Source organism: Sphaerothrix gracilis Ecp01 (genome assembly GCF_030405905.1).
Taxonomy (GTDB): Bacteria; Cyanobacteriota; Cyanobacteriia; order Phormidesmidales; family Phormidesmidaceae; genus Sphaerothrix; species Sphaerothrix gracilis.
The window spans coordinates 13,988-27,159 of the sequence record NZ_JASATW010000042.1 but is presented as its reverse complement, the minus strand read 5'-3'; the positions used below and the strand labels follow the sequence as shown (position 1 = coordinate 27,159).

Here is a 13,172-nt window from a genome sequence, read left to right as displayed (position 1 = left end):
CTGAGTGACTCGGGCAATACCGGCTAAGGGAATCTTCTCCAATAGAAGTAAGGTGACGAGACCGATAGTGTCTTTGTCTTTGGGTTTCCATTGCGGGTCTTCGACGAACTGACGTCCACAGTCTCGGCACTTGTAGTTTTGCTTGCCCCGGCGCGTTGTACCGTTCTTTGAGATGTCGTGGGAACCGCAGGTGGGGCAGGTCATCTCGATCGCCATCGCGCTCATGCCTCAGAACACGGTAGATAGGTCACCTTTATTCTCTATCCTTTACATTAGTGGACTACCCATGATTGAAGCATTGCTATGCAAGAGTTTCAGATCAAATGGCCCATTTTGGACAGGATCTTGCTCGTAGCCCAAGTTAAACTGCGCTTTGGTGATTTACGTTGCCGCTCCACCTGGAAAAATGCCGCTATCTGGCTGCATGCTCAGGCGATCGCTCAAGGTTACTTAGAAGCCTATGAGATTGTGACCTTCATGGTTTCGGCTGACTATGATCCAAGCAATCTTATCCGCCAACACTACGGCCAGCAGGTTGTCGAAGCAATAATGACCTTCCCCGAAATCCTGGAGATGATCCGTTCCGGCCTTGAGCAAATCTACCGCGATGAGTATACCGAAGAACGTCAGCTCGTTGAGCAGTTCATTGCTCAAGGTAACCAACTGCCAGGACTCGATGTATTACCAGCGGCGATCGCCGCTTAATGCCGCTCAATCCTTAATCTTAAAGATGGCGCTTCCATTGATCAGTTTTTGGAATGGTTTCCAGGGGGTGACCCACTCCAAAGTAGAAGTACTTTTGGACTACGAACTGACTTTTTTAAAGCAAAGCGCTAGTTGATAAAGATTCTCTTTGATTGCTATCTGGAACTGCTATTTTTACGCCACTAATGAGTGGTCAGTGTACCCCAGCTTTGCTCCTGATGGCGGTCAGATTGCTTGTAAAACCTACCCAACTTGGACGGAAGAGAAAACACACGATTGCGGTACTGCCTAGCCTGACTGCACCGCAAGACACTTTGTTGTTCTAAGTTCGTAGAAAGGCTGGATTACTCTGCCCGATTGTTACTTCACTGCCTTAAGTTCAACGATGTTCCAGTTCCCTATAGGTTCATCTCTTAATTCAGCAATGCCCAATTTTGATGCGATTATAGGGCAAACTACCTCCCAAAAATTAAAAAGCCTCTTTTACCGCAGCAGTCTTTTTGCCGCCCCTGTCAACTTTTGACAATATCTCTAATTTGATTACACAACAACGCACAATCGCTTTTATGAGCTAGCTCAACTTTGAAGGAGTTATTCAATTGCCCCTTATCTGTCGGGTATCGTCAGGGTCTCTTCACTGGTATTGACAACAAAGACGGCTAGCATACGCATGGGTTGAGTATCACTGGCATTGGCACTAACACGATGATGATCGCCAGGTTCTTCGACAAAGTTCTCACCAGCATGATACACCTGCTCCGGATTGTTATTAATTTGACTACGAATTGCACCTTGCAGCACGGTTGCATAGATGAAAGCCGAGGCTGCATGGGTATGGGCGGGTGATGAGCCACCTGGTGCATATTCGACTAGCACACCTCTCACGCTCTTTCCATCCACGTTGGGAATGGTGCGATCAAAGACCAACGATACCCTAGACGCATGAGTAGACCCTTCATTGGAAGCTGCGAATACAGGAGAAGTTGTAAATACGGAGATTGCTATGAATAGAGAGAAAGTAAAACATGTAACTCTGTAAAAGGTTTTAGTGAACATTTCTGCTTTCCTTCAATGAATATCAGTTACTGATTCGGCATCTTGATTGTCAGCTGGTCGCGTGGTTGAGCCAATCCTCGAAACGGGTCGAACCGATGCGAGAGTTGCCCTCTGGAACGAGAGAGCGATCGCTCAATACTGCACCGAAGTAACGAGCGTGAGTGTCTACAACTACCTGACGGGTATCGTAATTTGCACTCAGGAATTGGTAGATGAGTTCGTCGAAACGGAGTCGATCGGGCCCTGCTAGTTCAACGATGCCGTTTACTGGTTCGCCAAGAGTGATATCGAGCAGTGTGGCAGCAACGTCATCCGACATCACAGGCTGGATAAAGGCAGACGGTAAGCGAACCGTTTGCCCCTCTGTAGCAGATTGAGCGATCGCTCCAACGAACTCGAAGAATTGGGTAGCACGAAGAATCGTATAAGGGACTCCAGCGGACTTAATCAGCTTCTCCTGGGCAACTTTTGCCCGCATATAACCACTATCGGGGATGCGATCGACTCCAACAATTGACAGCGCGACGTGATGACCCACACCAGCGTCTACCTCTGCTGCCAGCAGGTTCTGAGATGACTTCTCGAAGAACTTTAACACTGCCGCATCTTCGAAAGACGGGGAGTTGGTGACATCGACTACAACCTGAGCGCCCACCAGCACCTCAGCCAATCCCTCGCCCGTGACCGCATTGACACCCGAAGAAGGGGATGCTGCTACTGCTTCATGTCCGCGCTCACGAAGTCCATTTACAAGTTTCTTCCCAATCAGTCCACGCCCACCAATGACAACAATTCTCATGACAAAATTCCTCCTAATTTAGAAAACAATTGACTCGTTGGTAGTCCTATTTAGAAAAGAGCACAGATTTAATGGAGTGATGGTGAGACGGTGAAGCTTTCTTACCATCCCATGCTCTCACTATCATTTCTTCGGCGTTGCTGAATAGCAGTATAAATTTGCAGGAACTTGAACGAGATCCCAGTCATTGCAGCTATCAGTTCATACTTTGAATCAGCAACACCGTTTCTTCCAAGGTGCTACCAATTTATCTGGGTGTTAAAAAGCGATCGCCACCTATTGCAGATATTTCTTCAATTCAGCCGCCGCTTGAACAAACAGAGAACGAACTGCAGGCAGCTCGGCTAAAGCATTCAACAATCCGAAGTCATGAATCATGCCGTTGTACTGCACGGTAGTCACATTCACTCCCGCTTCATCGAGCTTGCGTCCATAGGCTTCGCCTTCGTCATGCAAAATATCACTTTCAGCAATTTGAATTAACGCCGGAGGTAAGCCTTGCAGTTGCTCAAGCGTCGCTTGTAGGGGAGAGGCATAGATATCTTTGCGCTTTTCTGGGTCAAGGATGTACATGTCATACATCCACTTCATCAGAGATGTAGTAAGGAAGCGTTTCTCGCCAAATTGCTGATAGGAATTCGTTTCAAAATCAGCATCGACGATCGGCCACATCAGGATTTGCAGCTTAATGTGGGGTCCCCCTTTTGCTTTTGCCATTAATGTGGTGACAGCAGTCATGTTGCCACCAACACTGTTACCAACTACTGCCAGATTTTTGCCATCCACCCCAATCTCTTCACCATGCTCGGAAACCCATTTAGTTGCAGCATAGATTTCATTGATCGCCTGTGGATACTGGGCATCGGGTGTGCGAGTGTAGTTAACGAAGACTCCTGTAAATCCTGAGAGAACCACAAGATCGCGCACCATTCGCTTGTGCGTTGGATAATCACCCAGCACCCAACCGCCACCGTGAATGAAGATGAAAACAGGCAGTATCCCCGTAATTCCTTCAGGACGCACGATATTGATCGTAATCGAATACCCGTCAGCGGTAATCGTTTTCTCAGACTCTTCGATGCCTGAAAGGTTTACTTTAACGGTAGCTTGAGCATCCGCGAGGACTTGACGGGCTTCGAGTGGCGGTAATGTCTCTAACGGTACACCACCTGAATTCAGCAATTTCAAAAATGCTTTCGTCTCCTTGGAAAGACGCGGATCGTCTGCAACTTCTAAAACTGTCTGTGAGTTTACTTGAGCAATCATAAGTTCTCCTTTCGTTGATGATATAAACTACAGTTTCCAATACTCAACTTGCCAAGTCGTGTTACTAATTCCTTTCCCTCGCGACTTTGAACCTAATGTCACTAAATTAGAGAAGTTTTTTGGGTTTGTCGTTACCTATAAATTCACTACTTTGAGGTTAATAGAACGAGTCTAAATACTGGAGGATAGGTGAACTTTTTCGTCATCTATTTTGGCTTGAATTAGCTGAGCCCCCTCTCTTGCCTTGGTTTTAGCCTGGTGATGCTCAAAACAGAAAGTTCACTTGACCTGGAGGTAAGATCAGGTCATTACCATTAACAGAGTAATAAAGTCAAAGACAATGGATTTAGAGGATGCCCTGCACGTTGCTAATTCCCTGGTCTTCGCCAAAGTGGGTAGACGGCTCAATGAAGTAGAAGCAGCTGTTCTACTGGGAGCCTTGCAAGAGCAGACCTACGAACAAATTGCTGATATATCTGGCTATTCGCTCAGTTATATCAAGCGCAACGTTGGTCCTAAACTCTGGAGTCTGCTGGAACAAGCCTTTGGGGAGCCGGTCAGTAAAACCAATTTTCGAGGGGCATTAGAATATCAGTGGCATCAGTCGCTGATTAATGCCACCCAAACCCAGCCTTTAGCCGTTGAGCCACCGACTACCTCGCTTGATACCCCTGTTCAAACCGTTCTGCCTCAAGTTGAATGGGGAGAAGCGATGGATGTCACCCAGTTCTGTGGGCGAACTGGGGAACTACAGACCCTGGAGCAATGGATTGTGACGGAACGCTGTCGAGTCGTGACGCTGCTGGGGATTGGTGGCATCGGCAAAAGTACCCTAGCTGCCAAACTGGTGCAGCAGATTCAGACCAAGTTCGAGGTGGTGGTGTGGCGATCGCTGCAAAATGCCCCACCGTTTGCAGAGTGGTTAGAGACGGTGTTGCCAATGCTATTGCGAGCACAGGGAGAGGATATTGCTGTGTCGAGTAGCCTGGATAGGAAACTGCTGAAGCTGAGGTCGGGGTTGCGTCAAAAGCGCTGTTTGCTGATTCTGGACAACGTCGAGACGATCTTGAGTGCCGGACAATCGGCACAGTATCGAACGGGCTACGAAGGCTATGGTCAGCTGTTCAAAGAGCTTGGGGAAATCCCCCATCAAAGTTGCTTGCTGCTCACCAGTCGCGAAAAGCCAAGAGAGATTGTGCCGCTGGAAGGGGAACAGCAAGCAGTTAGAACATTTCTGCTGAAAGGACTAAACCCAGAAGCCGGACGAGAACTATTTCGCAGTAAAGGCAACTTTGCGGGAAGCAACTCAGAATGGGAAAGATTGGTCACCCATTACAGCGGCAACCCTCTAGCGCTGAAGATATTGGCAGCTACAACCCAGGACCTCTTTAGTGGCAACATTGCTGAAATATTGGACTACGTGCAGCAGGGGTTAGCGGTCTTTGACGACATTCGAGACTTGCTCCAGCACCAGTTCGATCGCCTATCGGATGTTGAGCAGGAGATCCTCTTTTGGTTAGCCGTTAACCGAGAACCCGTCTCGCTGTTCGAGTTGAATGAAGACCTTACAACTAAAGCGTCTAAGCGCAGATTGACGGATACAATGCAGTCGTTGTTGCGGCGATGTCTCATAGAGACCGCTCCGCGAACGCTGATTGAAAAAGAAGGTAGGCGGTTCTTTCTCCAGCCTGTGGTGTTGGAGTATGCTACCGATCAGTTGGTGCAGTGCATCTCTGGAGAAATTGCCAGCAAAATGCCAGAGCGCATCAGAACTCATGCCCTGCTCCAGGCTCAGGCAAAAGACTATGTCCGAGAGATGCAGAAGCGGTTGATTGTGGAACCGATTGCTGAACAGTTGCTGCTCCAGTTTGGCAATTCACAAGCCCTTGAACAGCAGTTGAAAACCCTGTTGAAGCAGCAACAGCAGCAAGCACCTCAGTCAAACTATATTGCTGGTAACCTGCTCAACTTGCTGGTGCATCTGCAAAGCAATTTGCGAGACTGTGATTTTTCGTATCTAGCCGTATGGCAAGCCGACTTACGGCAGGTCAACTTGGCAGGAGGCAATTTTCGCAACGCTGATTTGGCAACCTCTGTGTTTGCAGAGACCTTGAGTAGCGTTGTATCAGTCAGCTTTAACCCGGATGGCAGCTTGTTAGCAACCGGTGATGTGGATGGCAAGATTTGCCTGTGGCGCGTGAGCGATAATCAACAGGTTTTGGCATGGAAAGGACATACCGGATGGATCTGGTCCGTCAGCTTCAGTCCTGATGGAAAAACGCTAGCCAGTTGCAGCCATGATTCGTTGATTCGGTTGTGGGATGTGCAGAATATCAATTTTGAGCCGTCTCATCCTGCAAACCTAACTAAGGCTAGTGATTCCAACCATTTTCCAGAAGCCTGTCTCAAAACCCTACGAGGTCATTCCAGTCGGATTTGGACGATCGCATTTAGCCCTAATGGTCAACTGTTAGCCAGTGGCAGTGATGACCAGACGATTCGACTCTGGAATGCCCAGGACGGAACTTGCCTGACGGTTTTACAGGGTCATACGGGCGGGATCACCTCAGTTCGCTTTAGTCCTAATGGGCTAATGCTGGCGAGTGCCAGCGAAGACTCTTCGATTCGATTATGGGATGTTGATCGCAGAACCACCCTCAAAACTTTACAAGGACATACCAGTTGGGTTTGGGCAGTTGCCTTTGCTCCGCAACGCGATGCGAACAACCCGGATGGTCAAACCCTTGCCAGCGGTAGTGACGATCGAACCATTCGACTGTGGGAAGTAGCGACGGGCACTTGCCGTAAAACCTTGCAAGGGCATAGTGATTGGATCACCTCACTCAGCTTTAGTCCCAATGGTCAAATGCTTGCCAGTAGTAGTGAGGATGGCTCAGTGCGGTTGTGGAGCATGCAGGACGGAACTTGCTTCAAACTGTTGCAAGGTCACAGCAGTTGTGTTTGGGCAGTTGCATTCAATCCGGATGGTCAAACCCTGGCTAGTAGCAGTGCAGACCTTTCAGTTCGATTATGGAACGTCCAGGATGGCACCTGTCTCAAAACGTTTCAGGGACGAGCCAATGGGGTTCGTTCGGTCAGCTTCAGTCCGGATGGCTCCATATTAGCTAGTGGTAGTTATGATGCCCTCGTGCGGCTCTGGGATTGGCGACAAGAAACTTGCTCCAAGGCTTTGCCAGGACATACCAATTGGATTTGGGCAGTTGCATTTCATCCAAATGGTCAAATAGCGGCAAGTGCCAGTGAGGATCAAACCATTCGGCTATGGGATGTCAACGACGGCAACTGTTACCAAACATTGCAGGGACATACGAGTTGGGTTTGCTCAGTCAGTTTCAGCCCTGATGGACAATTGTTAGCGAGTGGCAGTCATGACGACTCTGTGCGGCTATGGGATGTGCGAGATGGCACCTGCCTCAGAATCCTACACGGTCATACGGGTTGGGTTTGGTCAGTCGCCTTAGATAGACACATCCTTGCAAGTGGCAGCAATGATCAAACTGTGCGGCTATGGGATGTGCGAGATGGCACCTGCCTCAGAATCCTACACGGTCATACGGGTTGGGTTTTGTCCGTTGCCTTCAGCCCGGATGGTCAGACTCTAGCGACTAGCAGCCTGGACTTCTCAGTTCGATTTTGGAATGTGCAAGACGGAACGTGCCTGGCAACGTTACAGGATCACACTGGTGGGGTTCGCTCCGTTGCCTTCAGCCCAAATGGTCGTATTTTAGCCAGTGGCAGTGACGATCAAACCATTCGGCTGTGGGATGTCAGCGCTGGCACCTGCCAGAAAGTGCTGCAAGGGCACACCAGTCGGATCTGCTCAGTTCAGTTTAGTCCGGTTGACGTGAGCCTGCCATCCGGGAAAGGTCCGATTTTGGTCAGTGGTAGTCAGGATGAAACCATTAAGCTGTGGAACCCGACAACAGGTAAGTGTCTCAAAACGCTGAAAGCCGATCGCCTGTATGAAGGCATGAATATTCGAGAGGCAACTGGCTTAACTGTAGCTCAAAAATCTACCCTGAAAGCATTAGGGGCAGTCGAACATTAAGGGGCTTTGTCGCAAAAAGAAGATGAGGGTACGAAAACCCTCTTTCTTATCCATATTTATACAGCGATACCGAATATTTGGTTAATGAAAGAGATCTGTCCTGTCACATCATCTCTATCGACATTTTGGCTCTGCCCTTTGCGAATCATCGCCATCGCTTCGTACCCCTTGAGAGTCCCTCGAGCCGTATTAAAGGAACCGAAGCCTAAACCCGGTTTGACCAAACGTTTGATGCGGCGATGGTCCTGCTCAATCAGGTTGTTTAGATACTTAACGGGACGGAGTTCGGTTTCTTCTGGCAGTGTCTTTTCCGTCTTGAGGTCATCCTAAGTGTCAGAATTGAGTACTCTATCTGCGAAAGAAGAGATCGCTGACCTATCGATTATTTCATTCTTATCCTTACGCGACCTTCATCATGTTTCTGAGTTCGCTCATCCGAGCTTTGATCTGGATCCTATACTCCGGTAAAGACACGAATTCTGCCATCGACTGACGCACGCGCAAAAATTGATTCAGCTCCTCGACCGCTTCGCAGAAATAACCCGCTGTCTTAACATTGCTGAAGCCCATTGTCGGGTAGTACCGCTGCTTCAGTTTCTGAAAGCTCAATTTTGACCGATTCTTCACTGCGAACTTTGTAAGGCGGATCGTAGAGACCGAGCAGTTCCAACAGCGGCGAGATCATAATCAGGTTAACCGTCCCTTCGCTGATGGCCCCATCTTCGGCATAGTAAAAGTAGCGATCACGGCACCGATCTAGACGCCTCTTTTCTGCCTCTGCCAGCTCAGGTAAATTCTCAGACCAGTCGGTAAAAAAGCGGGCATCATTGGCCGGACTCAGCTTCAGTATCTGATGCGCCTGGTCTAGGTTGTTCACTGCCGTGGTGATAGGCTGAATCATCAGAGCAGCTTTTCCCCAACCGTAAGACTGTGGCTTGATCATAGCGCGCTCTCGGTGAACTGATTTTGACTCTGGGTAGGCGATCGCTTTGGCTGTGTTTCTGGACTTGACCTTTCTCAAAGATTGCCAAAAGTTGAATCGGTATTCTCTGCTGAGACCTATATGCTGATTGGTGGTAGCTCGTGGGTAGGGAGCCAGGCTGACGATGGGGTATTTAGCGAGGCTGTTGGGTTTGGCAGCGATCGCGGCGCTGAGCGTTCCTGTCCTCCAAAAACCGGGATTTTCTCAAGAATTGGGTCTCACGCTGACGAGTCCATTACTGGCGCAAGCAGATAGTGATTCAGAACGTGGGGCTGAGAGCGCCCCCGCTGCCCAGAAAACCGGTTTCTTTGAAGAAACCGGTTTTTTTGCAACCGCTATCCCACAGCAGTCCGCCCAAGTCGACAGCCAGCAAGTCGAAGCAAATCGCCTTTTTGAGCAGGGCGTTGAACTATTAAACGCAAGCCGAATTAGTCAGTTTCAAGAAGCTATTCAGTTTTTAGAGCAAGCACTAGAAATTTACCGAGAAATTGATAGTCGTGCCAGAGAAGGAGAAACACTATCTGCTTTAGGTTTTGCATATATAGAAACTGGTCAGTACAGGCAAGCATTGGAAGCTTATGGACAAGCTCTGACCATCGCTCGAGAAATCGGCAATTCTAGTGAAAAGCTTAGTGTATTGATAAGCCTGGGCGATGCTTACATGGAGATTGGTCAATATGAGCAAGCTCTGGAAACTCACGAACAAGCTCTATCGATTATTGAGCAAGAAAGCGACAGATGGTCTAGACGCACTGAAAACCGCATATTAGCTTCTCTAGGCAATGTGCATATGGCGCTTGGTCAGCAACAACAAGCCTTGGAAGCCTATGAGCAAGCCCTAACTAATGCTCAAAAGATCAATAGTGATAGTGTCAATAGCTCCTTCGGACCAACAGCTTTGATAAGCCTGGGTGATGACTTGATGGAGTTTGAACAATATCCACAAGCGTTGCAGACGTATAAATTAGCTTTGACTAATGCTCAAGAAATTGATCGCCCTTCTACCGTAGGTAGCGCTCTACTTAGAGTAGGCAATGCGTATATGGCGCTTGATCAGCCACAGCAAGCACTAGCGGCCTATGAGCAAGCCATAACCACGGCCCGAGAGGCTGATAGTCCTTCTAGCGCAGTTGGGGCTCTAATAAGTTTAGGCAATGACTTCACAGATTTTGGGCAATTCCAGCAGGCGATACAAGCATATGAACAGGCTATAGCCATTTACATAGAAAGTATCGGCTCTTCTACTTATGACAACGGATGGCAGGAAGATGGTCGCACACTGGTCAGCATAGGCAATGGTTATATGGTAATTGGTCAGTATCAGAAAGCTGCTGAAGCCTTTAAACAGGCTGCTGCCATTGCACAGAAAATGGACAGTCCAAGTGGGCAAGGCGGCGCACTGAGTCCCTTAGGCGATGCCTACATGGCACTGGGCCAATATCAGCAAGCTTTAGAAGTTTTTGAGCAAGCTTTAGCCATTGCACGAGAAATTGATAGTTCTGTTGCAATAGGTAGCACACTGATGAGAATTGGTGATGCCTACGTTGCGCTTGACCAAAATAAACAGGCATTAGAAGTCCTCGATCAAGCTCTAGTCATTGCTCAAGAAATTGACAGCCCAGATGGGAAAGGTCTCACACTACTGAGTTTGGGTGATGCTTACATGGCGCTCGGCCAGTATCAGCAAGCACTGGAAGTCTATGAGCAAGCATTCGCCATTGCACGTACATTCATCGGTCCCGCTGGAGAAGGCCGAGTACTAATTCATCTGGGTCGTGCCCATATGGCACTTGGACAATATCAGCAAGCGTTAGACGTCTATGATCAAGCTCTAGCCATTGCGCAGGAAGCAGGTAACCCTAATTGGGAAGGCTCCTCGTTACTTGCTCTGGGCAATGCTTACATAGCGATCAGCCAATATCAGAAAGCATTAGAGGTTTATGAGCAGGCATTGGCGATTACGCAGGAAACGAATAATCTTGTTGGAAAAAGTGGCGCACTGATCAATATTGGTGACGCCTACATGCAACTGGGTCAATATCAGCAGGCTCTGGAAGTATTTGAACAGACTTTAGCGATCGCACAAGAAATTGATAGTTCTGTGAGAGAGGGCGGTGCCCTGATTAAAGTGGGCCAAGCCCATATGGCACTGGGCCAGTATCAGCAAGCACTAGAGGTCTATGAACAAGCGTTAGCCATTGCACAAGAGATTGAAAGCTCGGTCAAAGAGAGCAGTACGCTGAGTGCCCTAGGACGCGTTTACGAAAATCTAGATCAGCCACAACATACATTGGCACTGTCTCAGCAAGCATTAGCGATTGCGCAGGAAGCGGATAATCCCGTCGGGGAAGGTGGCGCATTTACTAGTTTAGGCCAAGCTTATATGGCACTTGGTCAGTACCAGCAAGCGTTGGAAGTTTATGAGAAAGCTCTGACGATTGCGCGTGAAATTGGCAGCCCTACTGAAGAAGGTAGCACACTAACTCGCCTGGGTAACGTTTACGTGGCGCTTGGCCAGTATCAAGAAGCATTGGAAGCTTATGGGCAAGCTTTGAGGATTACGCGTGAAATTGGCAGTCCTGTTGAAGAGAGTAATGTGTTGGTAGCTCTAGGAGAGCTCTTTGACAAACAGGGACAATCAGAACTAGCAATCATCTTCCTCAAAGCCAGCGTGGATGTGCGGGAAGCCATTCGTGGTGACATTCGCGGCCTGGATCCCGACCTCCAGCAGTCCTTTACCGACACCGTCGCTGCCGACTATCGCTTCCTGGCTGACCTGCTGCTGAAACAAGATCGCATCCTCGAAGCCCAGCGCGTTCTCGATCTGCTGAAAGTTCAAGAGCTGGACGAATACCTGCGCGACGTGCGCGGCAATAGCAATACTCAAACCGGCGTAGACTATCTGCGCCCCGAAGCCGCTATCCTCGCTCGCTATGAAGCAAGACAGCAATCCGCGATCGCTCTAGGCCAAGAACTTGAAACGCTCAAAGATATTGCTGAAGACCAGCGCAGCGAGGCTCAAAATCAGCGAATTGCTCAGCTCACTGACCTACTAGATGAAATCAACAGCAGCTTTGGCGAGTTCAGCCGCAGCCCTGAAATTCGCGCCCTGCTTGAGCAGCTCAGCTACGAAGCCAGAGAAGCCAGCGTCAATCTCGACCAGCTCAGTCGTCAGCGGGACGAACTGCAACAGCTCAATGCCGCCATCTTCTATCCGCTGATTCTAGAAGACCGCTTAGAGCTAGTGATCACCACGCCCGACTCACCCCCGCTGCGACGCACCGTCCCCGTCACCAAAGCCGAACTCAACGAGGCCATTCTCACTTTTCGCCAAGCTTTGACCCAGCCCGGTTCAGACATTGAAGCTCCAGCCCAGCAGCTCTACGACTGGCTGATTCGGCCTCTAGAAGACGACTTAGTTGAGGCCGGAGTCGAAACCATCATCTACGCTCCGGATGGTCAGCTCCGCTACATTCCCCTGGCCGCGCTGCATGATGGCAATCAGTGGCTGACTCAGCGCTACCAGGTGAACAACATCACCGCCGCCTCCCTGACTGACCTGACCAAAGCTGACGCCGCCCAGCCCCGCATTCTCGCCGCCGCCTACACCGATGAAACCCTGGTACACACCCCAGAGGTCAACGGTACGTCCTACACCTTTACAGGACTCCCCGGTGCCGGCTTAGAAGTAGAAACGCTGCCGGCTGAGAAAACGTTTCTCAATCAGGCGTTTAGCCTATCAGCCGTGCGGCCCATAATGGATGAGTACACCGTGCTGCATCTAGCTACTCATGCCGCTTTTGTCCCCGGTGTGCCAGAGGATTCGTTCATTCTCTTTGGCAACGGCGACACGCCTACGCTGCGAGATATCGAAGGTTGGACGCTCAACGGAGTTGATCTAGTGGTGCTGAGTGCCTGTGAAACCGGAGTAGGTGGACTGGGCAATGGCGAAGAGATTTTGGGCCTAGGCTACACGTTTCAGCTTCAGGGCGCTAGAGCCGTGCTATCGTCCCTGTGGCAGGTAAGCGACCAAGGGACTCAGGTTCTGATGACTGCTTTCTATGACGCTCTCGGTCAAGGCATGAGCAAAGCTGAGGCATTGCAACAGGCCCAAATGGCGCTGATTACAGGTGATTTCTCAGCGACAGGTGCAGCGCGAGCAGGTATCGGCATTGTCAATCGGCAAACCGGAGAAGCGTTTACCGCCGAAACCCTGGATCATCCCTACTACTGGGCACCATTTATTTTGATTGGTAACGGCCTGTAGGCGATCGCCTATCTTCGTATTGCATCCA

8 protein-coding genes and 1 pseudogene are annotated in these 13,172 nt (G+C 49.5%); 3 read left to right on the top strand and 6 right to left on the bottom strand.

Translation table 11 applies throughout. The features are described 5' to 3' along the window. A partial coding sequence (locus QJQ48_RS25885) for an IS1/IS1595 family N-terminal zinc-binding domain-containing protein (RefSeq protein ID WP_428843094.1) occupies positions 1 to 204 on the bottom strand: 204 nt, incomplete at its 3' end. 99 nt (positions 205 to 303) lie between these two features. On the opposite strand from QJQ48_RS25885, the gene QJQ48_RS25880 reads away from it, so the two are divergent. Continuing rightward, positions 304 to 705, top strand: coding sequence for a hypothetical protein (locus QJQ48_RS25880; RefSeq protein WP_346294136.1), 402 nt, complete (start codon positions 304 to 306; stop codon positions 703 to 705). Between the two features lie 606 nt (positions 706 to 1,311). On the opposite strand, the gene QJQ48_RS25870 is transcribed toward QJQ48_RS25880, so the two are convergent. The 3 genes from QJQ48_RS25870 to QJQ48_RS25860 form a co-directional block, all read right to left on the bottom strand. Beyond that, on the bottom strand, positions 1,312 to 1,761 hold the full coding sequence (locus QJQ48_RS25870) for a cupin domain-containing protein (RefSeq protein WP_346294135.1): 450 nt from the start codon (positions 1,759 to 1,761) through the stop codon (positions 1,312 to 1,314). A gap of 49 nt (positions 1,762 to 1,810) precedes the next feature. Then, entirely contained in the window at positions 1,811 to 2,560 is a 750-nt protein-coding gene (locus QJQ48_RS25865; protein ID WP_346294134.1) for an SDR family oxidoreductase, read from the bottom strand. 276 nt (positions 2,561 to 2,836) lie between these two features. Beyond that, complete coding sequence (locus QJQ48_RS25860; RefSeq protein WP_346294133.1) at positions 2,837 to 3,826, bottom strand: alpha/beta hydrolase fold domain-containing protein; 990 nt, start codon at positions 3,824 to 3,826, stop codon at positions 2,837 to 2,839. A gap of 340 nt (positions 3,827 to 4,166) precedes the next feature. Between QJQ48_RS25860 and QJQ48_RS25855 the strand changes: the two genes are divergently transcribed. Continuing rightward, positions 4,167 to 7,895, top strand: a complete 3,729-nt coding sequence (locus tag QJQ48_RS25855; protein WP_346294132.1) for a WD40 domain-containing protein — start codon at positions 4,167 to 4,169, stop codon at positions 7,893 to 7,895. 56 nt (positions 7,896 to 7,951) lie between these two features. Here QJQ48_RS25855 and QJQ48_RS25850 read toward each other — a convergent pair. Continuing rightward, positions 7,952 to 8,215, bottom strand: a pseudogene (locus QJQ48_RS25850) (DDE-type integrase/transposase/recombinase); the annotation flags it as partial. Positions 8,216 to 8,445: 230 nt separating this feature from the next. Continuing rightward, positions 8,446 to 8,916 carry a hypothetical protein gene (locus tag QJQ48_RS25845; protein WP_346294131.1) on the bottom strand — a complete coding sequence of 157 codons (471 nt, stop codon included), beginning with the start codon at positions 8,914 to 8,916 and terminating at the stop codon, positions 8,446 to 8,448. Between the two features lie 85 nt (positions 8,917 to 9,001). Between QJQ48_RS25845 and QJQ48_RS25840 the strand changes: the two genes are divergently transcribed. Further along, a complete protein-coding gene (locus QJQ48_RS25840) occupies positions 9,002 to 13,144 on the top strand; it encodes a CHAT domain-containing protein (protein WP_346294130.1) in 4,143 nt (1,380 codons plus the stop codon). Positions 13,145 to 13,172 lie beyond the last annotated feature (28 nt).